At 59.8% G+C, this 24,736-nt stretch carries 15 protein-coding genes and 2 pseudogenes; 12 read left to right on the top strand and 5 right to left on the bottom strand.

The features are described 5' to 3' along the window. The first annotated feature begins 80 nt into the window (after window positions 1-80). Genes AC07O2_RS22335 through AC07O2_RS22315 form a run of 5 tightly spaced genes read left to right on the top strand, consistent with a single transcriptional unit; the run spans window position 81 to window position 5,307 of the window. A complete protein-coding gene (locus AC07O2_RS22335) occupies window positions 81-1,793 on the top strand; it encodes an ABC transporter permease subunit (protein ID WP_495234471.1) in 1,713 nt (570 codons plus the stop codon). Next, window positions 1,790-2,500 carry a branched-chain amino acid ABC transporter ATP-binding protein gene (locus AC07O2_RS22330; protein WP_495234431.1) on the top strand — a complete coding sequence of 237 codons (711 nt, stop codon included), beginning with the start codon at window positions 1,790-1,792 and terminating at the stop codon, window positions 2,498-2,500. The genes AC07O2_RS22335 and AC07O2_RS22330 overlap by 4 nt, the downstream gene beginning before the upstream one ends. A gap of 22 nt (window positions 2,501-2,522) precedes the next feature. Beyond that, window positions 2,523-3,518 (top strand): asparaginase, encoded by a 996-nt coding sequence (locus AC07O2_RS22325; RefSeq protein WP_495234430.1) that lies wholly within the window; start codon window positions 2,523-2,525, stop codon window positions 3,516-3,518. Window positions 3,519-3,527: 9 nt separating this feature from the next. Further along, window positions 3,528-4,676, top strand: coding sequence for a transporter substrate-binding domain-containing protein (locus tag AC07O2_RS22320; protein WP_495234429.1), 1,149 nt, complete (start codon window positions 3,528-3,530; stop codon window positions 4,674-4,676). Between the two features lie 4 nt (window positions 4,677-4,680). Continuing rightward, on the top strand, window positions 4,681-5,307 hold the full coding sequence (locus AC07O2_RS22315) for an ANTAR domain-containing response regulator (protein ID WP_495234428.1): 627 nt from the start codon (window positions 4,681-4,683) through the stop codon (window positions 5,305-5,307). A 352-nt stretch (window positions 5,308-5,659) separates the two neighbouring features. Here the strand turns inward: AC07O2_RS22315 and AC07O2_RS22310 are convergent. The 4 genes and pseudogenes from AC07O2_RS22310 to AC07O2_RS22295 form a co-directional block, all read right to left on the bottom strand. Beyond that, window positions 5,660-5,776, bottom strand: a pseudogene (locus AC07O2_RS22310) (P-type conjugative transfer protein TrbG); the annotation flags it as partial. Between the two features lie 68 nt (window positions 5,777-5,844). Then, window positions 5,845-6,054, bottom strand: a complete 210-nt coding sequence (locus AC07O2_RS22305) for a hypothetical protein (protein WP_495106267.1) — start codon at window positions 6,052-6,054, stop codon at window positions 5,845-5,847. Further along, the gene (locus AC07O2_RS22300; protein ID WP_495234427.1) at window positions 6,051-6,266 is read right to left on the bottom strand and encodes an H-NS histone family protein; all 216 of its coding nucleotides are present in this window, start codon (window positions 6,264-6,266) and stop codon (window positions 6,051-6,053) included. The genes AC07O2_RS22305 and AC07O2_RS22300 overlap by 4 nt, the downstream gene beginning before the upstream one ends. Before the next feature lie 115 nt (window positions 6,267-6,381). Further along, window positions 6,382-6,819: an HU family DNA-binding protein gene (locus AC07O2_RS22295; RefSeq protein ID WP_495234426.1), complete on the bottom strand. Its 438-nt coding sequence runs from the start codon at window positions 6,817-6,819 to the stop codon at window positions 6,382-6,384. Window positions 6,820-7,031: 212 nt separating this feature from the next. On the opposite strand from AC07O2_RS22295, the gene AC07O2_RS22290 reads away from it, so the two are divergent. The 7 genes and pseudogenes from AC07O2_RS22290 (at window position 7,032) to AC07O2_RS22260 (ending at window position 22,326) form a co-directional block, all read left to right on the top strand. Beyond that, window positions 7,032-7,406 (top strand): hypothetical protein, encoded by a 375-nt coding sequence (locus AC07O2_RS22290; RefSeq protein ID WP_495234425.1) that lies wholly within the window; start codon window positions 7,032-7,034, stop codon window positions 7,404-7,406. A gap of 211 nt (window positions 7,407-7,617) precedes the next feature. After that, complete coding sequence (locus AC07O2_RS22285) at window positions 7,618-7,770, top strand: hypothetical protein (RefSeq protein ID WP_495234424.1); 153 nt, start codon at window positions 7,618-7,620, stop codon at window positions 7,768-7,770. An 82-nt stretch (window positions 7,771-7,852) separates the two neighbouring features. Further along, on the top strand, window positions 7,853-9,085 hold the full coding sequence (locus AC07O2_RS22280) for a D-alanyl-D-alanine carboxypeptidase family protein (RefSeq protein ID WP_495234423.1): 1,233 nt from the start codon (window positions 7,853-7,855) through the stop codon (window positions 9,083-9,085). Between the two features lie 133 nt (window positions 9,086-9,218). Next, window positions 9,219-9,347, top strand: a pseudogene (locus AC07O2_RS22275) (IS3 family transposase); the annotation flags it as partial. Window positions 9,348-10,258: 911 nt separating this feature from the next. Then, a complete protein-coding gene (locus AC07O2_RS22270) occupies window positions 10,259-17,890 on the top strand; it encodes a DUF7933 domain-containing protein (protein WP_495234470.1) in 7,632 nt (2,543 codons plus the stop codon). Then, window positions 17,880-21,230 (top strand): porin family protein, encoded by a 3,351-nt coding sequence (locus AC07O2_RS22265; RefSeq protein WP_495234422.1) that lies wholly within the window; start codon window positions 17,880-17,882, stop codon window positions 21,228-21,230. Before AC07O2_RS22270 ends, AC07O2_RS22265 begins: the two co-directional genes overlap by 11 nt. 28 nt (window positions 21,231-21,258) lie before the next feature. Further along, window positions 21,259-22,326, top strand: a complete 1,068-nt coding sequence (locus AC07O2_RS22260) for an OmpA family protein (protein WP_495234421.1) — start codon at window positions 21,259-21,261, stop codon at window positions 22,324-22,326. A gap of 26 nt (window positions 22,327-22,352) precedes the next feature. Here the strand turns inward: AC07O2_RS22260 and AC07O2_RS22255 are convergent, their stop codons facing one another. Then, the gene (locus AC07O2_RS22255; protein ID WP_495234420.1) at window positions 22,353-24,611 is read right to left on the bottom strand and encodes a CHASE2 domain-containing protein; all 2,259 of its coding nucleotides are present in this window, start codon (window positions 24,609-24,611) and stop codon (window positions 22,353-22,355) included. Between the last annotated feature and the right edge of the window lie 125 nt (window positions 24,612-24,736).

The raw sequence follows: 24,736 nt of genomic DNA, 5'->3' as shown, positions 1-24,736 counted from the left end.
ACCTGCATGCCGACAGTCCCGCACTGCCAGGCCGCTCCTTCAAGAGCGTCGTCGTGCTCGGCGGTCTTGGGCTGCTGCTGATGGCGGTTGGCCCTTGGATTTTCGATACCTATTTGCTGAACATACTCATCAAGGCGTTTTTCTTTGCCGTTGCGGCCATCACGGTAGATATCTTGTGGGGCTACACCGGCCACCTGACGTTCGGCCAGTCGGCTTTCTTTGGTATTGGCGCATATGCGGCCGGCCTGGTATTCACACATGCCGGATTCAGTACGTACACGGTGCTGCTGGCTATCAGTGCAACGGTTCTAGCCAGCGCGGCCGTGGGTCTCCTGGTCGGGTGGCTGTCGTTCTATCGCGGTGCGTCGCCATTTTTTGCCACGGTGATTTCGCTGGTATTGCCCATCGTTCTCACGCAGTTGCTGCTATCCGGCGGCAACTGGACGGGATCCAGCTCGGGACTGACTGGGTACCAAACTTTTGACCTTTCCATCGAGGCCTGGTACTGGATTGCAGCGGGCATGCTGCTCGTTGCTGGCCTAATCGGCTGGGTGCTGGTACGCAGCGATGCGGGACGCATGCTAGCAGCCATACGCGACAACGAAGTTCGTTGTACCTACCTGGGCATTAACACCTCGCTGATCAAAATAGCGCTTCTGACGGCGATGGCTGTCATGGCCGCATTAGCGGGTTTTGGCTACGGGTCTTTCAGCGGTGTAGTGGCCCCCGAACTCGCGGGCTTCGCGCTGGGCACCGAGCTCATCATCTGGGTCGCACTGGGCGGCCGGGGTACCTTGTGGGGGCCACTGGTTGGTGGCGTGCTGATCAATGTGGCTACCGCCTATCTCAGCAGCAGCATGCCCTTCGCCTGGCAGCTGATTCTGGGGGCGGCATTTGTTGTAGTCATTGTGCTGTTCCCTCAAGGTTTGATCCCTTTGCTGCTCAAGCCCTTCGGCATGGCGCAGGTCGCTGCTCGCAGCCCTGTATTGGAGGAGCGTCAAAGCCCTGCGCTATCAGTTGCGGGCACGGCAGGTGTTGTGGCGATCCGCATGCAGGGCGTAACCAAGAACTTCGGTTTTCTAAAGGTCCTGCAGGGTATTGACTTGGAGGCCCGCTCAGGCGAACTGGTCGGACTCATCGGGCCGAATGGTGCCGGGAAAACCACGCTAATGCGCTGCATGAGCGATGGCGCGGAACGAAGCGGCGGCACGGTGGAGTTGTGCGGTCGCGACATCGGCAAGTTACCACCGGAGGCCTGCGTGCATCTAGGACTGGGGCGCAAGTTCCAAAATGCCAATATCTTTGAATCGCTGACAGTGGCGGAATGCCTGCGTATTGCAGGTGCGCGGTTGGAGCATCCCTCGATGGTGCGGCAGGAAAGCGTTCTGCGCCTGCCTCCCTACGCACTGCACGTAGTTCGTGCAACGGCGCTGGAAGACAAACTGACTACCGCTGCACGGGATCTGTCGCATGGCGAGCAACAGGCACTGGAACTGGCCATGGTGCTAGCCCTGGAGCCGCGCGTTGTACTGCTCGACGAGCCTACGGCAGGCCTCACCAAAACCGAGCGCATGCAGATTGGCGAGGTGCTTTCCTCTCTGGCGCACCAGTACGGACTGTGCTGCCTGCTGGTGGAGCATGACCTCGACTTTGTGGAGATGATCTCCACCCGCATCGTGGTGCTGCACCAGGGTGCTATCGCCATGCAAGGCAGTTTCCAAGAGGTCGTGAATTCGCCACTGGTGAAGACCATTTATTCGGGTAGCACCCATGCGACGAAGGAGGCAGCATGAATCCATCATCAGCCTTGGTGCTGAACGGCATTACCAGCGGCTACCGCGCATCCGTGGTGTTACGCGACCTGACTCTGAATATAGAGAAGGGCGAAGCGGTGGCCTTGCTGGGCAAGAATGGCATGGGCAAGAGCACCCTGCTTAAAACGGTGATGGGTTACCTATCCAAAAAGGCTGGTGTTATCCACCTGCACGGCGTGAATATCACCCGCATGCCGCCACACCGCATTGCGCGACAAGGTATGGCCTATGCTTCACAGGAGCAGCCGTTATTTGCAGACCTCAGCATACGTGACAACCTGCGCCTGGGCTTGGCGCAGGAGTCCTTGTTTCACGAGCGTTTCGCTGCCGTTGAGATCCTGTTCCCTGTCTTTAAAAGTCGGCTGCAACAGTACGCCGGAACGCTGTCGGGCGGTGAACAGAAGATGCTGCTGCTGGCGCGCGCGCTGATGATGCGACCTTCGGTCATCCTGCTCGACGAAATCACGGAAGGCCTGCAGCCTTCGGTGATCGACAAACTGGCCAACGCACTGCTGCAGGAGCGCAAACTGCATGGAACTACGATGCTGATCGTGGAACAGAACGTGCCTTTTGCTCTCAAGGTAGTAGACCGCTACGTGATCCTCAAGCAGGGCGAGCTGGTCGATGAGGGTGCGGCCAAGACCGATGGTGCTCTTGAATCTGTGTTCAACCATCTGCGCGTGTGACATGTCGCTAATTGGAGAACCGATGTCTACCTTGGCACCCTTACCCTTATGCCAGCTGATTTCGACCGGTGGCACCATCGCCATGAAGGTCGACCCCCATCGAGGCGGCGCGGTGCCCGCGCTGTCGGGTGACGATCTGCTGGCCGCGGTGCCTGCGATGTCCCGCTGGGCTCGGCTGGAGGTGCTGGATCTGTTCAACATACCTTCCGATTACATGGGGCCGGAGCGGTGGGTAGAGCTCAAGCACGCAGTGGATACTGCGCTGGAGCGCCCCGAAATCGTGGGGTTAGTCATATCGCATGGCACAGATACGCTGGAGGAAACAGCATGGTTTCTGGATCTGACAGTCACCAGTGACAAGCCGGTGGTGCTAGTAGGCGCGCAGCGCAACGCGTCGGTTCCCGATTTCGATGGCCCGCGCAATCTTCTGAATGCAGTGCGGGTTTGCATTGCGCCTGAGGCGCGTGGCCAGGGCGTTGTGATCGCCATGAACAATCAGATAAACGCGGCCCGCGAGGCAAGCAAGACTCATACAGCCGATGTGGAAGCATTCAAGTCCGGCGACTTCGGGTTGCTAGGAGTGATTGATGAGGATAGGGTGGTCTTCTCGCGACAGTCAACACGCCGTCAGCACGTGCAGCTGTGGGCACAGGCTTTGCCCCGGGTGGAGATCATTCCGATGTTTGCGGGTGCCACTGGCGATCTCGTGCGGACTGCGGTCTCGTTAGGCGCGCAGGGAATTGTGGTTCAAGCCCTGGGCTTTGGCAACGTAAACGCAGCCATGTTCAAGGCCATCAGAGAGACCATTGCGCAGGGAGTACCTGTGGTCATATCCACTAGGGTTCCTAATGGGCGTGTGCAGCCGGCCTACGGCTTTGACGGTGGTGGCAGCACCCTCAAAGCTGCTGGTGCGGTTTTCGCCGACAATTTGAGTCCCCACAAGGCGCGTATTCTTTTGATGCTGTCGCTGCAAAATACGGTCAGTTCCCGGCAGTTGCAAGCCATTTTTGATCAGTGAAGGAATGCCATGTCTGACGACACATCCCTAGCGCAGGACGACGGCTGGCGCGTAGGCGTTCTGTTCTCCCGCTCGGGCGCTACGGGCGTCACCGAGTCCGAACACTTCTACGGTACAGCTCTGGCCATAGAAGAGATCAACCAGCTCGGCGGTGTGCTCGACCGGCCACTCATTCCCATCGCATATGACCCTAAGGGAGACATTGCGGAATATCGTAAGCTGGCCACGCGGCTATTGCTGGAGGACGAGGTCAACGTGGTGTTCGGCTGCTCCCGATCATCGAGCCGGAAAGCCATCCTGCCGGTGATCGAACGCAACAATGCACTGCTGTGGTACTGCTCCTTTTACGAGGGCTTCGAGTATTCACCCAACGTAATCTACACCGGGGCGGTGCCGAATCAGAACAGCGTGCAGTTGGCCGCTTACCTGATGCAGAACCGGGGTACGCGATTCTTTCTAGTCGGTGCAGACTACATCTATCCGCGCGAATCGAACCGCATCATGCGCGATATGGTCGAGCAGCACGGCGGGGAGATACTCGAAGAGGTCTACCTGCCGATCGAGGCCGGCGCAGCTGAACTAAAGGAAGTGCTAGCCGACATCAAGGCACAGCAGCCTGATGTGGTGTTCTCCACGCTGGTGGGGCAATCGGCTCGCCTGTTTTACCAACTGTACCGGGACTTCGGGCTCGACCCCAAAACCATGCCGATTGCCAGCTTGTCGATGGCTGAGGAAGAGATTAGGCTGATTGGTCCTGCACTGTGCGAGGGACATATCACCTCGGCCACGTACTTCGGGTCGGTGCAGAACGAGAGCAATCGGCGCTTTGTGGAGCTGTGGCGACAGCGCTTTGGCGACCGGCCGACAAGTACCTGGTCAGAGATGGCATACACCCAGGTGCACCTGTTTGCCCGTGCCCTGCAGCGTGCGGGCAGTATGGACCGACGCAAGTTGGTGGAGGCCGTGCGCGCCGTTTCCTTCGATTCGCCCGAGGGACGTGTCACAGTGGACGCAGAGAACAACCATTGCGCGCTCACGCCCCGCATCGGCATCTGTCGCGCCGACGGGCAGTTCGACATCGCGTGGGAGGCATCGGAACCCGTAAAGCCCGACCCATATCTGTCCACTTTCGGGTTTTCCGAATTCTGGTTGAGGTGAGGCCATGAGCTCCAGCCTCCGTCGTCTCTATGAAGACCTGCGCAGTATCAGCGTCACCGTTGTCTACCCGCCCGGGGAAGACCGCGACGTGGTCGTACAGCAATTGCAGCGCATCGGCTGCCGACTCAAGTTGGTCTGGCCATTCCCGGCCGAACCGCCCACTGGTGTGGACGTGATCTTTTTCCAGGTCTCCCAAGACCTCGAAGGCAGCAGCGCCTGGAATGCCAGCGCGGTGGATGCCGCCCTCGTGGCGCTCTCGGACTACGAAAGTCCAACAACGCTAAAGTTGCTGTTGGATACAAAGTCCCATGGCGTCCTCACGAAGCCGTTTCGTTCGTCGGGCATTCTCAGTACTCTGGTACTGGCCAGGGCATCGCAAGGGTTTCAGCAGCGCCAGCAAGGGAAGATTGAAAAACTCGAGTCCACCATCAAGTCACGCCGCCAGATCGAAAAGGCGATCCGCGTGCTGGTGGACTACCAGCGCATGACCGAAGCTCAGGCTTATGAGCACATGCGTGAACGTGCTACCGGCCTGCGAGTGACGGTGGCCGAGGTGTCCGCAATGCTTCTTGAAACCCATGAAGCTATGGAGAAACTCGGGTTTTCAAAGTCAACGCCGCGAGGTAAGTAGTACTGATGTTCTGGATGCACTCATCCAGCAAGGGGAGCGATGCTGCTGCCGCCGACTTAAGGCTGAAAAGTTGGACGGCGGTAGAAATATTGGACTTGTTTACGACTTTAATTGCACAGAACAATAGCACAAACTGCATATTTCATAAGCGATATAGGTATTTATATACGGGAAAATACAGTTCGTCGAGAGCTCACAAAAAAAGGGGCTACTGGCCCTTTTTTTGCGACGCTTGCATTCAGTGAGGAGCCCACGTTCCACATCCTGAATGTGGCGGCTGGCGGATAGGCTGCATCTGGAGTCGATTGACTATCGGGCGTCATTCCGGCGCTTGGTGGGGTAGCAGCTTCTACGGCGGGTTGCTGCCACTGACCGCATAGCGAAAGCGAATCTTCTCCAGTGATAGGCCCGACTCCACCCGTGCGGCAGCATTGGCCGCCTGCGCCTGATGCTGTAGGGCCAGCACCTGCCCTTCGGGTTGGGTCCAGTTGGGGGAAGTCGCCAAGGACCGGTGCAGGGAAATAGGCGGAATACTCATCAATCCTTGAGACTCACACCCAAGGCATCCAGCTTCTTTGCGTAAGAGTCCCTGCGTTTTGCTGCTTTTGTCGCTGCGTCGACGGCAGCTTCGATGGCCTTGGGCCCCTTTTTCGCAGCTGCTTTGATCAATCCGAACTTGTGAGCGGCATCTGCCTCAGCCCGCTTGAAAGTGGCGATGATTTCGGCATGGGCAACAGATGGATTCACAGGTATACGGGCGGACGCGCCCGTGGCCCTTTGCTCTTGTGCTTACCCTTCGCGGTAGCGTTCCCAAAGAGGTCCTCTGCGGTGAGTCCATAGAAATCTATGGCAACCTTGATCCGCTCGATCACACCTCCGACTTCCCTCGTCCGGATGAGCGCGGCTTCTTTTTGCAGACTCTCAATTTTCTTGTGGATGCTAAGCAGAGTCTTTGTCATAGGGTTTCCAAAAGGGGAACGTTGAAGCATAAGAGAAAGGACGCTCAAGGCGTCCTTTGCGTGGGGCGAGTTCCCTGCAGCGTATGCCGCTGGCCATGCGGCAAGGGCAGTAGGTTTAAATCGCTGCGTCCTTGAGCTTCTTGAAGAAAGTCGCACGCAGTTTCACCGTGGCAGGCTTGGCTTTGAACACCTGTTCTTCCTTAGTGAAGGGATTGATACCCTTGCGGGCCTTTTTGGCCGGCACCTGGATGGCCGCTACACGTACCAGGCCGGGAATAGCGAATTCTCCAGCGCCCTTCTTGTGCAGCGATGCCAGCATCGTCGCTTCCAAAGCGGCCAGCACGGCACGTACGCCTTTGGGTTCCACACCAGATACTGCCGCCAGATGCGCGGTCAGCTGGGTTTTGTTCAGCTTGTCTTTGAAAGGCTTGGCCTTGACTGGTTCGGCGGCGGCTTTGGCGGTAACAGCTTTAGCCGGCACGACCTTCTTGGCTGCGGTGGTTTTCTTGACAGGTGCCGCGGTCTTGGCGGGCGCTTTTTTGGTGGTTGCCATGTGATTTCACTGGTTGTTGGAGGACACCGACCCGGTTGGGCCGTGAAATTATTTTAGGGGTAACGCATAGGACCACCTGTTCGAGGCCAGCGGCACGGATTCGCCCATGGCCGTTGATGGACGCAATCTTGCCCTATGCCTGGGACAGAAACGCCCCTTGATTCCAATGCGAGTGAACGCTACGCCGGATGCATTTGCAGGAGCCTCGTGCTATGTCCATCGATCGCTCTCACTACCCCGGTGTGCCAGACGACTTTCCCATCCAAGCGACGCCCTCGGGCTTGGCCGGTGCGCAGCCAAAGATGGATTTGGTGGAGGAAGACGGCAAGTACTATGCCCTGGGTACTTCGCCAGCGGAGGTGCTTGAAATATTCCAAATGTGCGATGACTGGGTCGATCAGATGGGCGCGTACTGCACACGCAAGTTGCCTGTTTTCCAGGACAACCACGCACAGGTTATGGCGGCGGCATTCCAAGGGTTGCTGCACAAGCATTGGTGCACGGCGGAGCAGTCTGCATGGATCATGCTGGAGACTGTGAGGCGCTTAGGTTGGGACATGCCACCTGAGACTTTCAGTGTGAAATAGTGGGGGCGAAATGGTCGACTCTGACAAATACAGCTTGCTTGGCGTCGTGTGTCGAAGCGTTGACGCGCGCCAAGGGGACCTGAACCACTGCCCCCGGTTTTGTTCGCAATTTCCAGCTGGATGGGTATGTGCGTTGGAAGGACGAGGATAAGCCGCGACGATCGATTGGGCTGGGGGCGAATATCCATCGCAGTGGGTCACCATTGAATCCATGGCTCCCAAGATTTGCAGGATCTTGCAGGTCGCCCCATCCGGCTACTGGCGATACGCAGCGCAGCAGCTGGATGCCACGCTGCTGAGCCGGTGGGCCAAGCACGATGCAGAGCTGAAGCCGCACATCGTACGTGTCTGGCAGACCAACTAGCTGGTTCCGCTGATGAAAATCTCCCCCATGCAAGAAAGCGGGGTACGCTCCGCCACAATGAGCGATCACGACCATGAATCCTATGCAATCCACGAAATTTTCCCTCCTGCCTCTCGTATTCGCCGTAGCCGCAGGCACCTTGGTGCCCAGCTTGGCGACTTTTGCAGCTGATCGCCCAGCAGCCAAGCCTGGTGCCCACAAAAAGTCCGCAGTCGAGGTGCCAGCCTCAGCGCCGTTGGCCGGGCAATCCGTCGTGGCCGGTGGCGCGCCGGCCATCCCCGCCAAGGCATGGCTGTTGATGGACTTCGACTCCGGAGAGGTACTTGCCTCAGCCAACCCCGACGAACCGTTGCCGCCAGCGTCACTGACCAAGATGATGACCAGCTTCCTGGTTGAGCAGGCCCTTCGCTCAGGCAAACTCAAAAAGGACGATCTCGTTTCGGTCAGCGAGAACGCCTGGTGTCGCGGTTCGAGCACCGAGTCGTGCATGTACCTGCCGCTGAACAGCCAGGCCACGGTGATGGACATCCTGCGTGGCATCGTCATCCAGTCGGGCAACGACGCCTCCAAGGCGATCGCCGAACACATGGCTGGCTCCGAAGAGGGCTTCGCCAAGCTCATGAATGTCGAAGCCAAGCGCCTTGGGATGACGAACACAAATTTCGTGAACCCCACAGGCCTGCCCGACCCGGCGCACAAGTCGTCTGCCCGGGATCTCGCCATCCTCGCGCGTGCAATCATCCACGACAGTGCCGATTACTACCCGATTTACGCCGAACGCGAGTTCAAGTACAACGGGATCAAGCAAGGCAACCGCAACGCCTTGCTCTACACGGACCCCACTGTCGATGGGCTGAAGACGGGCCACACCGAGGAAGCGGGCTACTGCCTGGTCACCTCAAGCAAGCGCAACGACATGCGCCTCATCACGGTCATCCTCAACACCAACAGCGCAAAGGCACGTGCCGACGAGACCCGCACACTGCTGGGTTGGGGATTCAGCCACTTCGAGAAGGCCACCCCCATTCAGCCGAATGTCGTGGTCACTAATGCCAAGCTCAGGTTTGGCAAGGCCGACACCGTCGCCGCAGGCCTGGGATTGCCATGGACGTTGACCGTCCCGCGCGGTCAAAAATTGCAGACCTCGGTGCAGGTAAAGCCTGACCTGGAGGCGCCGGTCGCCAAGGGTGCCGTGATCGGCAAGGTGATCGCAGAATCGAACGGCAAGCCGATTGGTGAAACTCCGCTAATTGCGCAGGCGGATGTGGAGCGCGCGGGCTTCATGCTGCGCATGTGGCAGCACTTGGTCAAGTAACTCGGGAGTGCCCCGATGGGGCTTCAGCCAAGACGACGGACACACAGGTGTGCGTCGGACCGGTGTCCAGCAGGTCAGCGAGTTGGGCTGCAAAGAGTAAGAGTGATTGCATCGAGGTGCTGCTGCTCGGAACTGTTGGCCGGACAATGCGGTCTGTGAGGGTTTCTTCGGGCGGCTGAAGACGGAGCTGTTCTACCCTCGGGACTGGCAGGCGACAACCATTGAGCAGTTCATTCAGATCGTTGACGCCTACATCTACTGGTCCGCCCATGCGGCGGCCCGTAAAGCCCCACATGGCTATGAGTCGTTTCGTGCGCGGCGTCGCAGGTTTTCTGCGGCCGTGCGGAGCTTGGGGGAGCCGCAGTGGTTGGCTCACTCTTGGTGACTGTAGTTATCTGCGCGTGGATCTAGAAAAAGCTTGGTCAGGATGTGAAGGATTGCTTCTCCGGCCGGAGACGTTCCAGGTTTTCACCAGAGTACGTCCCTCATAGGTGCAGCTGGAAGTCGCAGCCGTCTGTGCCACCAGTGCCGCGTTCTGCTGCACAGGTTTCTACAGAAACCTCGATCTTGACCGTGAAGGTATTCGCAGCATCTTGATGCTTCGGTCCAAATACGGGCAGCCGCAGAAAACCTTGACCGGCCCATAGCTTTATATCGACGACACGTTCCGCAAGCGGGCTTTGGCGATAAGCTTCAGCAAGCCATCATGGTCGCAGCCCTTGGATGCCGGTTACAACAGTGCATCCTATTCACTCTTGACCTACCCCTCTTTCTCTGCGTTGCACTTCATACTTGAATTCGCCCATATATTTAAGATTTAAGCGGAACAACCCAGGTTGTGACGGGCAAGTCCCGGCTGGAACAATCGGAAGGTAAACCGAGGCTGACGCAAGAACTCCTGTTTTATGAAGATTTATTAATGCTTTGTTAATTGTGTTGTAGATGTAACCCTCCAAAAAATAGACTCCCCGGCAGTTCCAACTATTCAAGGATTGCGCCGTGGGGAGTACATACCGGGGGGCCTGGACCGAGGCGGTTTGCAGGGAAAAATGGGCGCAGCTAGAGCGCTTATCGACATATCTGGGGCGACGATCGGGAGATCGCACAGGGTTATTGGTTGCTGCGCTGCGCGGAGCGCGTGCGCTGTGTTTGGCCCTGCTGTCCTTGGCTTTTGTGAACACGGCTTTTGCTGCCCTGGGCGCCTCGGTGACCCTGGTGGCGGGTGATCCGACACAGATCTATCCCGGCCAGACGACGCGCCTGCAGATCACGCTGTCGAACAATAATATTTCAGCCTCCATCAGCAATGTTGGTTTCAGTAATCTGCTGCCGGGTACCTTACCCGATGGTCTGAGCGTCGCCGGGGTTGCAAGTTATACCTGCACGGACCCTTCGGGCCCGAGCACTTCCGCGGGATCCGGCGTGTTGACGGCCACGGGGCAGAGCATCAGCCTGAGCGGCGGTGTGATCCCGCCAAGATCCGGGTCGGTGGATGGCTTCTGCGCCATCGTGATTCCTGTTACGGCGGGAACTTCTACCGGCAACGCTGCAGCCTATTCCTATTCCATCTCGGATGGCGCGGTGACTGGCGATGATGGCACGCCGGTGCAAAACGTGGGTGCGGTTCAGCAAAGCGTGAACGTGATTGCGCTTGCGCAGCCAGGCCTGTCCAAAGCCTTCGGTACGGGCACGGTGGTGCTTGGTGGCGCGGCCACGTCGCTTAGCGTGACTTTAACCAACACCAACCCCGTAGCCATCACGAATTTTCACGTGACTGACCTTTTCCCCCAGCTTGGCGGATCGTCGGTGATCCAGGTGGCTTCGCCAACGGGTGTAACCGCCAGCTGCAACAACGCCGGCGCCGCGCCGGTGGTAAGTGCCAGCGCAGGTGACAACAATTTCTCCGCATCGGGAACCTTGCCTGCCAGCTCGGGCGGTGTCAGCGGCAGTTGTACGTTCACTGTGAATGTGCAGGCTGCGCAGACCAATGGCAACTACAGCACAACGCAGACCAACACCATCAACCGCAGCACGCAGTTCACGAATGATCTAGGAATACCGGCGGCGGCAAATGCGGCGGCGAACATCACCGTCAGATCGCCCTTGCAAGTGAGCAAGACGGTCGACGCCAGTTCCTTGGCGAGCGGCGGCACAGGGCGGTTCACCATCACCCTGGGTAATAGCAGCAGCAGCCCGTTAGCCATCAGCAGCTTTGTGGACGACCCGATTGACGGCACCACGGCAGGAAATCTGAATGCCTATGGTTTGAAAGTAACGGGACAGGCCACCACCTGCGGCGGTGCGTTGGCAGCCACAACCAATAGTACCGGCGTTTCCTTGACGGGTGGCGCTATTCCCGCTGGGAGCAGTTGCGCGATCACGGTGGACTTCACCGGAACTGTACAAACGGCCAATACCCCCAGGGCCTACACCAACTCCCTCGCGGCAGGAGCCGTGGACGTGGGCAATTCCGCCATTGTGAGCCAGCCCGCATCCTCAACGGTGACAGTTTTCCAAAACCTGAACGTCAACAAAACGGTTGCGCCGAACAATCCGGAGCCAGGTAATCCGGTGCGGTACCAGGTCACGGTTCAGAACTGGTCCGCCTCGGCGATTACTGATTTGGGGTTTCCCGATACTTTGCAGCAGGGCCAGACCTTTCTGACGGGCAACATCGGCGGCTTCGACTACACCCCCAGCGGTTGCGGAGTCAGCGTGACCAATGGCGCCTCGGTGGGCGCCAGCGCGATCACCTTCGGCACGATCACAGTTCCGGCGCGCGCCAGTGTTAGCAGCCCTGGTACCTGCACCATCACCTTCTGGGCCATGGCGTCAAGTAGCGCGTCGGCAAACGCGAATTTTGACAATACCTTGAGCGCGGGCTCCGTCTGCTACGGCTCTGCGCCGCAGGTCTGTTATGGCAACGCAACCAGTGCCTCGGGCAACATCAATGCCGGCGCAGTGCTGTCGGCCAACAAGAGTTTCAGCCCCGCAGGCCCGCTATCGGAAGGTGCGGTATCACGGGTGACCATCCGTCTGGACAACTTGTCGGCAAACTCGCTGACCAATGTGACCCTGGGTGACAACCTGCCCTTGGCAGTGAGCGGCGGCGGGCAGATGCGCATTGCCAATCCGGCCAACGCAGCGACTACCTGCCTGGGCAACCCGGTGCTGACAGCTACGCCGAATGCTACATCCTTCTCGATAAATGGAGCGACGGTTCCGGCGCGCGCGTCCAACGGTATTGGCGTAGTGGGGTCGTGTGCGGTGCAATTTGATGTGGTCGGGCCGGCAGGTACCTTTAATAACACTGCCACGGTGACAGGCACGGAAACATATGGGAATGGTCTGACGCATACGCTTACGCCGGTGAACTCGAACACGGCGACGCTGGTCTATACCTCGTCACTGGCGGCGAGTAAAAGTTTTTCTCCCACATCGGTATCTTCGGGCGGCAGCTCCCGGGTTACTCTGCGGCTGAGCAACAACGGTGCTGTTGCACTCACGCAGGTGGCCGCTACCGATCCGCTGCCTGCGGGCATGCTGCTCGCGCCGGCACCCAATGCCTACACCACTTGCGCAGGCAGCACCGCTGTGAGCGCAACGCCAGGTGCTTCCAGCATCAGCCTGAGCGGGGCATCGATTGCCGGTGGCAGTAACTGCGATCTGGTCTTCGACGTGGTTGCAACCGGCAGCGCGAACTGGATTAACAGCATTCCTGTTGGCAACATCAGCGCCGCGGGCGGTGTCTTCAACCAGACGGCGGTGAGTGCCACCCTGGCATTTAATGCGCCTTCCGGCCTCACAGTGGCCAAGGCGACCAATCCCAGCACGCTGACGTTTCCGGGGCAGGTGAGTCAGTTGACGATCACCGTGAACAACGGAACGCAAAACGTTACCGGCCTGCATTTCACCGATTACTTCACCACGAATGGCACGGCCGCTGCGCCTTCCAACGGCATGGTGATCGCGGCCAATCCGGCCAGTGTCACCACTTGTCCGTCGGGTGAAGTGACCGCGGTGGCGGGGGCGCAGTCCGTCTCCCTGTCTGGTGCGGCAATGGCCGCGAACACTGCCTGCACGGTGGTGGTCAACGTGACCTCGGTGGCTGTCGGTGGATTGACGAACTTCATCCCCGCGGCATCGATTGCAACCGACCAGGGCTTGAGCAACAGCGGCCAGGCCACCACCAGCCTGACGACGCAAAGCAATCTCGGCCTGACCAAGCAGTTCACTCCCAAGGTGGTACAGCCTGGTGGCCGGTCGCGCCTGCGCATTACGTTTTTCAACGCCACCGCACAGCCGATATCGAATCTTTCCGTGGTCGACAACCTGCCATCCGGGGTCACCGTGCCCAGCGGCTTCAATCCTGTCACGACATGTACCGGCGCCACCGTGAACGCCCCTACCACGGGGCAGGTCCAGGTGGCTGGCGGCAACCTGGGCGCTGCCAATGGCGCGGTATCCAGCAGCTGTTATGCCGAAGTGGATGTGCTCGTGTCAGCCCAGGGCGACTACACCAACACCATTCCCGCCGGTGCAATCTCCGCATCATCCGGCGGCGTGGGGGTGAGCAACTCGCAGCCTGCCAGCGATGTGTTGCGTGCGAAGGCCCCACTGGTCGTGCATAAGGCGATTGCCGGCCAGACCCTGGATGCGGGCAATCCAGCAGGCTTTACCACCGGCAGTGCCACCAGCGCGGCTGGCATCTCGTCTACGTTGATCATCCGCATTACCAATCCGAATGCGACGACGCTGACGGCAGCTTCATTCACCGACAGCCTGCCGTCTGGCCTAGTGGTGGCGACTACACCGAACGCCTCAACTACCTGCAGCAACGGCGTGGTACAAGCCAGTGCATCCGGCACCTCGGTGCGCCTCACAGGCGCGACCTTGGCCGCAAATGCGTCCTGCAACGTTGTGGTGGACGTGCTCAGCAATATTGCGGGCACTTACACCAACACGATTGCGTCGGGTGCAATCACGACATTTGAAGGCGTCAGCAACGAAGAGCCGACCAGTGCCCGTTTGCAGGTCTCGACACCACCGGTGGTGTCCAAGCAGTTTGCGCCGCCGGTCATTCCACCCAACGGCACGTCTACGCTGACGATCTTCTTGGGCAACGACAATCCGGGCGCGGTGACATTGAGTGCCGCGCTGGTGGATACCCTGCCTACCGCGCCAGGGCCGGTATTGGTTGCCGCGACACCCGGCATGCAGACGAGTTGCCCTGGCACGGTGACCGCCGTCGCAGCATCGGCAACAGTTACCTACGCCAGCGGTGCCTCAATTCCCGCTGGCGGTTGCAGCATCAGCGTGCAGGTCACCGCAGCCACGGCGGGCACGCATGTCAACAGTATTGCGGCCGGTGCATTGCAGACCAACCTGGGCAACAACCAGCAGGCGGCGAACGCACCTCTTTCTGTCAGTACGCAGGGCTTTATCTCGGGCCGTGTGTTTCGGGACAACAACCTGGTGCCGAACGGTACGTTCGAAACTGCGGTTGATACACCGATCGCTGGAGTCAGCGTCGAGCTGCGTACCGGAAACTCCTGCGCAGGCGCATTGGTGACCCAGTCCGGATTGACGAACCCGGTGGCTACCGACGCGCTGGGCAACTACGTGTTTTCTGGCCTTCCTGCGGCGACGTATTCGGTGTGTGAACTGGTGCAGCCCAGTGCTACCGTCAACGGTATCACCACGGCGGGGTCACTGGTGTCGACCAGCGGCAGCACTGGCACGGCGGGCACTGCCTCGAACTCGAGCGCCACTACCAGCCAGATCGTGGGCATCGTGCTCAATGGCGACGGTGCCGGCGGTCAAATCACGGGTTCTACGCAGAACAATTTTGCCGAGATCGTTCCGTCCGTTATCGCGGGTTCGGTATTCCTGGATATCAACAACAACGGTATCCGCAATGGTGCGGATGCACCGTTGAGCGGTGTGGTGATTGAGCTGCTCAACAGCTCGAATGTCGTGGTGGCCACGACCACGACTGCGGCAGATGGAGGCTACAGCTTCGGCAATCTGCTGCCCGGTACCTACAGCGTGCGCGAACCTGCGCAACCTGCGGGCACTTCCAACGGCTTGACCTTGGCTGGCAGCGTATCTAACGGTGGCACGGCCGGAACGCCGTCTTCGGTAGCGGTGCTGCCCAGCGTGATCAGCAGCATCGTGTTGCCACCGAATACGCAGTCGGTCGCCAACAACTTTACGGAAATTCCCAACGGCCGCAGCGTGTCGGGCCGCGTGTTCCTCGACTACAACAACAACGGCGTGTTAAACAGTCCACCTGACCATGGCATCGGCGGCCAGACGGTGGCATTGACGGGGACCGACATCAACGGCAACGCGGTCAACCTGACGACCACCACCGCGGCAGACGGCAGCTACAGCTTTTCCGCCGTGCCGGAAGGAGCCAACTACACGCTGACACAACCGGCACAGCCCGTCGGCACGAGCAATGGCATCGCGACGGCGGGCTCCACCGGCGGGGTTGCCAGCAATCCGACGACCGGCAGCAGCCGGATCACCGGCATTGTTTTGTCTGGCACGAACACGGTGTCCGCGGAAAACAATTTTGCGGAAATCCCGGGGGCGGCACCAGACCTGGCGCTGGCAAAGACGCATGCGCCATCGAACTTCGCCTCCGGCGGGAGTTCGGGCTATTTCACGCTCACGCCGCGCAATATCGGCACGGTGGCGACCAGTGGAACGGTGACGGTGGTGGACACCTTGCCCACAGGTATGACGGTGGCCGCTTTGGCCAGTGGCTCTGGCTGGACCTGTAGCGGCGGCGTTGGTGCGAGCGTGGTCATTTGCACCAGCACGTCTTCGATTGCAGCGGGCGCCAGTGGCAACCCCATCATCGTGCGCGTGGCAGTGGCCAACGGCCTGAACGGCCAGGTCCTGACCAATACCGCTCTGGTATCTGGCGGCGGTGAGCCGGCCGGCTTTGATGGCAATAACAGCGCCAGCGATTCAGTGGTGTTGGTCTCCGCAGCTAGCGTCAGCGGAAGTGTGTGGCGCGATGCCAACCACGACCGTGTCAAGGACGCGAGCGAGAAGACGGTCTCCGGCTGGACGGTGGAGTTGCTGAACAACGGCGTGCTGGTTGCTAGCACGCAGACCGACCTCAGTGGCACCTACACCTTTACTTCGCTGGCACCTGGCGCGGGTTATGAAGTGCGCTTCCGGGAGCCCGGCACCGGCAATTTCTACGGCAAGCCGGTACCCAACGAGAGTGGCCAGTCCTATACGGCAGGCGTGGTCGGCTCGGGCAATCCTGGCGGTGCAGACAATACCCAAGGGGTGCTGCAGAACATCAACCTTTCGCCGGGTGACAACATCCTGCAGCAAAGCCTACCCCTCGACCCTGCAGGTGTGATTTATGACGCGGTGACGCGGCTGCCGGTGCAGGGTGCGGTGGTGACCTTGTCCGGCCCTGCAGGCTTCGATGCATCCCAGATCCTGGGTGGAGCACTTACGCAGACCACGGGCGCCGAAGGGGCCTACCAGTTCCTGCTGTTGTCCACCGCGCCAGCAGGGGTCTACACCTTGAGCGTGACTGCGCCTGCAGGTTATGCACCGGGAGCCTCCACATTGATTCCCGCGTGTACCGCCACCCTGGCCGTATCGGCCGGGCCACCCGATCCGGCTGTGGTACAGAGCAGCAATGCACCTCCCACGACTGCGGCGGGGAATCCTCTGACGACGCCAGGTGCGTGTGCTTCAAGCTCAAGCGGGCTGTCGGCGGGTTCTGCTACGACGCAGTATTACTTCAGCTTCAACTTGAATCCAGCGTCGCCGGGCAGCTCCGCCAATGTGGTGAACAACCACATCCCGGTAGACCCGATGAATGCGGCCGGCTTCGTGTTGTCCAAGACCGGTAGCCGTCGTGTGGCGGAGGTGGGGGATACGGTGCTCTACACCATCATCGTGCGCCGCACGTCTGGTTCGTCATTGCCACAAGTCACGGTCCGCGATCGGCTGCCTTCGGGTTTCACCTACATCCGCGGAACGGCACGGGTGAACGGCTTGGCCGCTCCTGATCCTGCCGGTGGTTTGGGGCCGATCCTTGGCTTCACCGTTGGGGGTCTCACTCTGAACCAGAGCACGACGCTGACCTACCGGGTGCGCATCGGTGTGGGCAGCATGCAGGGCACAGGAATCAACTTTGCGCGGGCCTACGGCTGCGCAACGCCCGCGGGGTGCCTGACGGCGGCCCTGCAGCCGGTGACTGGCAGCATCGAGTCGAACGAGGGATCGCACCAAGTGCAGGTGACCGGTGGAGTGTTCACCGACGAAGCCTGTGTCCTGGGCAAGATTTTCGTGGATTGCAACGGAAACCATATTCAGGACCCGGAAGAGCTGGGGATTCCCGGTGTGCGCCTGTACTTCGAGTCGGGGCAGTACCTGGTCAGCGACAGCGAAGGCAAATACAGCCAATGCGGCATCACGCCCAACAGCCATGTGCTCAAGGTCGATCAACGCACCTTGCCCACCGGTTCGCGCCTGACGACTTCCAGCAACCGAAATCTGGGTGATGGCAACAGTCTCTTCATCGACTTGAAGAACGGAGAGCTGCATCGCGCCGACTTCATTGAGGGCAGTTGCGCCAACCCAGTATTGGAGCAAGTCAAGGCCCGACGAGCCCAGGGAGAAATCCGGTCGGTGGAAACCGAAAAACAGAAAGGACCCGCATTGCGATTCGAGAGCAAGCCCGTCCGTATGCCCAAACAGGCTACCGACAGCGCCAACCAACCCATCGTCCAACCGCGTGAAGGAGCCAGCGATGCACGTTAATCGCCTGCCCCAACGCAGTGCTGTGGCGCTGCTGATCGGTGCCATTCTGGCACCAACTACCTGGGCACAGTCCGAGGATGTACGTTTCGCGCCTTTGACTGCTGTTGAACGCAGTTCGGTCACCGGTGTGGCTCAACCGCTGTATCCGTTATCGACCCCTGGGCAGCCTGTACCAGGGCAGACATCGACGGTTTTCCCAGGCACTGTGGGCGAAGTGGATTACAAGGTCAACCAGGCTGCGCAGCGCGTGGTCGTTGAGGTGGCACGCAATGCTGTGCCCGCCGACGGGCAGACGGCCGTACCGGTGACCATCCGCGTGCTGGGTGCCGACGGAAAGCCGCTGGCAACGCCGGTCTGGGCCACCATCGAGCACAGCGGTGGCCGTATTCTGCTGCCAGGTGCACGCACTGACGAGGCCGGCCCGCTGGCACGTGATGCCGACCGGGTGACACCAGGCGTTCAGGTCAGGGTCAGCGATGGCGTGGCTATGTTCTCGCTGCTGGCGCCGATGGCGCCCCAGGACGTGCAGTTGCGCATCACCGTGGGTGCACAGGAAGTTTCTGGCGTCGTCAGTTTCGTGCCGGAGATGCGCGAGATGGTTGCGGCAGGTTTGCTGGAGGGCATCATCAATTTCGGACGCAAGGAACACAGTTTGCTGGTGCGTCCCGAGCATGAGGATGCGTTCGACCGGGAAATTCGCGCCTGGGGTCGGGAATTCAATAACGGCAAAGCGAATCTGGAGGCGCGCAGCGCATTTTTTCTGCGCGGCACGATCCAGGGTAAATACCTTCTTACTGCGGCCTACGACTCGGACAAGGTCACGCGGGCGCGGCTGCTGCGTGACATCCAGACGGAAGAGTTCTATCCGGTGTATGGCGACTCCTCGCTACGGGGGACGGATGCATTGTCGGACAGCCGTCTTTACGTGCGGGTTGACAAGGACAAGAGCTATCTGCTGTGGGGTAATTTCGCCACAGGCGACGGCTTCAGCCAACGCAGCGGTGGCGGAAACGTGGCCACGCTGGCGCAGCGCAGCCTGGGCAACTACAACCGCAGCGCGACAGGCGTTCGATACCACCACGAGGATGGCGGTCTGGTCGGCAATGTGTTTGCCTTCCGCGACTCTCTGCGGCAGGTGGTTGAGGAGTTTTCCAGCCAGGGCAGTGGCCCTTACGGGCTGCGAAACAGTGCCGTGCTCGAAGGCAGCGAGAAGGTTGAAATCGTGGTGCGGGATCGCGAACAGCCCTCGCGTATTCTGAGCACTACGGCGTTGGCGCGGCTGGCCGACTACACATTTGAGCCCTTCAGCGGACGGATTCTGCTCAACACATTTTTGCCATCGGCGGATGCGAATCTGAACCCGGTTTCTCTGCGCGTAACCTACGAGGTGGACCAGGGCGGCGACACCTTCTGGGTGATGGGGGCCGACGGACAGATGCGCCTGACCGATTCGGTCGAGATCGGCGGCTCGGTCATGCGCGACAGCAACCCGCTGGCTTCGCAAGGAATGAGCAGCGCCAACCTGGGCTGGCGTATCGATGAGCATACGATGCTGGTGGCCGAAGTTGCGCGGACCACCACCGAGGTCAACACCAATGCCACCAACGTTTCCGTGCTGCCCGGCATGGCGGGCAGGACCGGCGATGTGTCAGGCAATGCCTGGCGGATTGAAATGGCCCATGAAGCGGAGCGCACGACGGCACGGGTGTTCGTCGGTCGCAGTGACACCACATTCAACAACCTGGCCGCACCGTTGACGGGAGGCCGTGGTGAGGCCAATGTGTATGGCGCCTACAAGCTGACGGACACCACCAAGCTTTATGTGCAGGGACAGCGCAGCGAGGACCTTAACCCGGGCGCGTCGGACAGCAGTTCGATCCAGGCCGGGGCCTCTTTCAAGCTCAGCGAACGGTTCACAGCGGACGTGGGCCTGCGTTCTATGCACCAGTCAGCAGGCAGTGTGACGGCTTTGTATTCGACGCCTTTCAGTTCCACAGCCGGCCTGACCAGCAGCATCGCCACGGGCTCGGGAGGCAGTGCCGTAGGTTTTGGCAACCAGGTCATTGACCCTGTCAGCGGCCTGGTGGTGATCAGTTCGGGCACCTCGCTGGCCGGCACGGCGGCCGACCAGACGACCGGGCTGAACAGCCAAACCGTGCGCGCCGGTCTGGGCTACCGGGCCAGCGACAAGTTCACGCTGGGCGGGGAGGTGGAACATGACGTGAGCGGCGACGCGCGCAGGCGTTTTGCCTTGGGCGGCGACTACCAGATTGCCGAGCGTACCCGGCTCTACGGTCGTTACGAGCACCAGACCGGCTTGTCTGGCGTGGACAGTATTACTACCGAGGAGCGCAAGGCAAATGCCTTTGTCTTTGGGGTGAACTCCAGCTACATCCGCGACACACAGCTGTTCAGCGAATACCGACTGCGCGATGCCCTCAGTGGCCAGGACGTGCAAATGGCTTCCGGGGTGCGCAATGCCTGGGACTTTGCGCCAGGCATTCGTCTGAGCACGGCGTTCGAGCGTATCCAGGTGCTCTCCGGTGATGCGGCCGATGCTTATGCGGTGTCTGCGGGGGTGGACTACACCGCTAACCCCTTGTGGCGCGGATCTACCCGCATTGAATATCGCCATTCCGGTGACATTGAAAGCACGGCCAGTAACGAGGCATTCAATACGACGTTGTGGCAGGGTATGGCGGCGCGCAAGCTAGACCGTGACTGGACACTGCTGGCGCGTGACTACCTGCTTGCGACCCGTTACGACGCCCGTGGCAGCGTGCTGCAAAACCGGGCGCAGATCGGCGTGGCCTACCGCGAGACCGATACAAATAAGGTTAATGCACTGGCGAAGTACGAACTTAAAACCGAGCGGGACGCGAGTGACGCCACTGTTGGCCCTTTGGCGACCCGGGCCCATATCGTGTCGGCCCACGCGGACTACCATCCCAGCCGCCCTTGGTGGATGACCGGCCGTGTTGCTGCAAAGTGGCAGCATGACAACCTGGAAAACGGGGTGCAGGACTCTTTCCGTGCGCAGTTGCTTTCGGGTCGCCTTGTGTATGACGTGACGGAAAAATGGGACCTGGGCGTGATGAGTGCGGTGCAGTTCGGCCAAAACCAGGCCAAGCAATGGGCCTTTGGTGTGGAGGCGGGCTATTTGCTGAAGCAAAACCTGTGGCTTTCCGTGGGCTACAACAAGTCTGGTTTTTCTGCGGACCGCGATCTGGTTGGCTACGAATACACCCGCAGCGGCTTTTATATACGCCTGCGCTTCAAGTTCGATGAAGACCTGTTTGCTGGCGGCAATCGCAACGTCAATTCCACCTTGGACCGATAGGTATTCCATGATCAATCGAATGAACACCATGAACCATTCCTACTTTTCTCACCTGAGACTGCGTGCAGTGGCGAGCGCTCTGCTGGTATGCGTTGGCACCCTGACCGGGTTGGATTCGAATGCGCAAACCGTCTTGACGCCAGCGAATGACCGCATCACCGATGAAGCCCAACGTGCAGACCATGCGGTGTACGCCCAAATGCAGGAACGCATCCATGCCATCAACGAAACGGGTGTGCCGGTGCGCAACTATTACTTGTCGAAGGCGCAATGCTGGCTGGATGTGTCCTTCCACGAATACACCCGTAACGACCGCAGTGCGTTTGTGCAGGAGTCCTTGAACGAATCCGCCAAACTCATCGTTGCGCTGGAAGGCAAGCAGAACCCGATCTCGAACGACACGCCGTTGGTCAACGGTGCTGCGCGTATCCGTCCCGACCTGTGGGAGCGGGCCGGCGCATTGCACGGGCATGCCGGGTTTGCCTGTGCGCAGCAAAGGGTGGCCTGTTCGGAAGTGGAGTTGGTGCATGCCGGCAATGAGTTGAACCAGCAGCAATGGCGGCATGCAAAGCCCTATGTGCAGATAGCCGAAGACGATTTGGCGGATGCCGATGCGTTGGCTGCGTCCTGCCCCACGCCTGCGCCGCAGTTGGTGTCGGCTCCTGTGCCACCGGCACCGGTGGTCGCACCCGAAATGGTCAGGCTGTCGGCCCAGGTTGTGTTCGAGTTTGACCGGTTTGGCCGTACCGATATCCGTGCCGCCAGCCTGGCATCACTTGAGCAATTGCTGGCGCGTTTGAATACAGATGCGCTGGAAGTACAAAACCTGGTGTTGGTGGGCCATGCCGACCGGTTGAACTCCACCGGCAACCATGACTACAACCAGACGCTATCGCAAAAGCGCGTCATGACGGTGCGCGATCTGCTTTTGTCGCGCGGTGTGGTGGCAGCGCGGGTGCAGACGGATTTCAAGGGGGATACCCAGCCGGTGGACGATTGCACCGAACGGTTTGCGCACGAGGATGAGCTGAAGGAGTGCTTGCTGAGCAATCGTCGGGTAGACATCCGCATCGAAGGCCTGAGCCGTAAAAAGTAGCAGTGTGCTAGGTGAGGAGGCTGGGTTTACTCGGTGCTCTTTGCTAGTGAGAACTGCAGCACGGTGCCGTGCCCTGGCGCACTGCTCAGCTGGATGCGGCCGCCAAGCCGCTCCACTACAGTGCGTACAAATACCAGGCCCAGGCCAACGCCCTTGGGGGCCGATTTTCTGTCTGGCTGCAGGCGCACAAAGTGCTGAAACAGCAGTTCTTGCTGCGCCGTTGAAAGGCCGGGGCCGACATCTGCAATTGCCAGCTGCCAGCGACCTGGCAGTTCTTGCACGCTACAGTGAACCTCGCTATGTGCCGGGCCGTACTTCACCGCGTTGGAGAGCAGGTTTCCGATGGCTCTGGTCAGCAGCCCACGGTCGGCTTCGCACCAGGCGGGCTGATCTGCGAGATGCAGCTTGAAGCGGATACCACGGGCTTGCGCTTGAGGCCAAACTTCATCGACTGCTTCGTTTAAGAGTTCGGATAGATCGACTGTCTGCATCCGATAGGCATTGGACTTGGCATGGGCCAGCTGCACGAATTCTTCGGCTAAGTGCAAAGTACGCTGGGCATAGCGCTCGATGCGTTGTAGTGTGTCGGGGCCGATCGCGGTAGCGGGCTGCATGCGCTGAAGCTCCAGCAAGGCCAGGATGGACGATTGGGGGGAGCGCATATCGTGCGAGATGAAGCGTAAGGCTTCATCACGTTGCTGTTCAGCCGCGCGGATCGCGCTGATGTCGACCAGGCTGGTGATCCAGCCGGTTGCTATGCCACCAGTATCAAAACAGGGTACGCAGCGCACCAATACAGCGTTTCCTGCTATATCTTTTGATTCAATTGTCCAAATGTCCGTCGTCTTTGCCAGAGAGTTGTCTTGCAACGCAGGAATGCCTGGCACCTGTAGATGGACATCGCGCAGCAGATCCGCAAGTGCTTGTTTGGCAACCTGCTGGATGCCCAGGCGCTGGAAATACTGGCCGGCGGCCTGGTTCGCCATCAACACTTGGCCAGCCGAGTCGCTGATGATGGTGGCATCTGGCAAATGGCTGAGGATGTCACTGACGAAGCGGTGCAGATTGCGCAATTGCGCCGACGCGTTCTGCAGTGCATGGATATGGCGCTCCAGTGGGTCGCCCAGGCTCTTGACGGGCTGCATTGGGGGAAATTCGTGGCGCGTTTCCATGCGTCGAAACTCTTGTAGCAAATACCCTGTGGCTGCACTTAGTCTGCGCCACATCCATAGGGGATAGGCGGCGAGCAGGCCTATGAGAGCGGCGGTAGGCGCATAGCTGATACCGGCGTAGCGCATGGCCAGCCAGCTGGCGCCGAGCGTCAACAGGATGAGGGTAGCGCTAGCAAGCAAGGACGCGGTGGGCGACAGCCACAGAATAGCCAGTAAGCCCAATGCAACTGGTACCACGCAGAACGCCGCGTTGCGCCAGCCAGTGGCCCGCTGCACCCGCTGCTGCATTAGCAGCGCATTCATCACATTCGCCGAAATTTCCACACCTGCGGTAAGCTCGGCATTACCGGAGCGTGGGGTGGCGTATGCATCACCCATGCCTGCCGATGTGGCCCCGACCAGCACATACTTACCGGTAAATGTGGACGGCGGAACCTGGCCCTTCAGCACATCCACATAAGACACCTGCTGAAAATGCGCTGGCGCTCCAACGAACGGAATTTGCATCAAGCGGTCGCGCACCCATGGATGTGGCGTGCTATTGGTCGTTTGGACAGACGGTGTATCGCGATTGCCTGTAGTGAAGCCGCCAGCTTCCAGAGTGGCGACGCTCAGATGGCTCCACCAGTGCGCACCATCGCCCTCACGTAAATAGGCGGTGCGGACTATGCCATCTGCGTCTAGCTGTAGCTGAATATGTCCTATGGCTGCGGCCGATGCGGCTAGCACCGGCACGGGAAGCAGCGGTGTGTACTTGCCGGCGCCATAGTTGTCCTGCAGTGCTAGCGGCAGAACGACTTTGCCGTTGCGTCGCATTGCGTCGGCAAGCACTGCATCATCGGTGGCGTACACCGGGTCCTGCTCCGTAAGGATCAAGTCCATTCCGACTGCTTTGGGGCGGGCTGGTGTGAGTTGGTCGAGCAGCGCCGCGTGGAAGCCGCGTCGCCATGGCCAGCGCCCGATGGCGGCCAGGCTTTTGTCGTCGATGGCAATCAGCACAATCTCATCCGATACCGGGCGATCAACCAGGCGCATGAGCTGATCTGCAATCACCAGATTCGGTCGTTCCAGCGCGTTGTAACTGCCCAGCATGGCCACAACCGCCAGCAGCATGGTGGCTAGCAGCAACCATTCCCGCTGGCGCCTTCTCAAGCGGCGCGGATGCAAGCCGCTATCCTGCCGTAAAAGTACCCTGCCGAGCCGCCATTTAAACAAGATACGACGCTGCCTGTCTGCGT

The sequence above is a fragment of the Rhodoferax sp. GW821-FHT10B06 genome (assembly GCF_059415605.1).
Note: the sequence above shows the minus strand (reverse complement) of the source record. Positions and strands in the feature narration are given on the sequence as shown.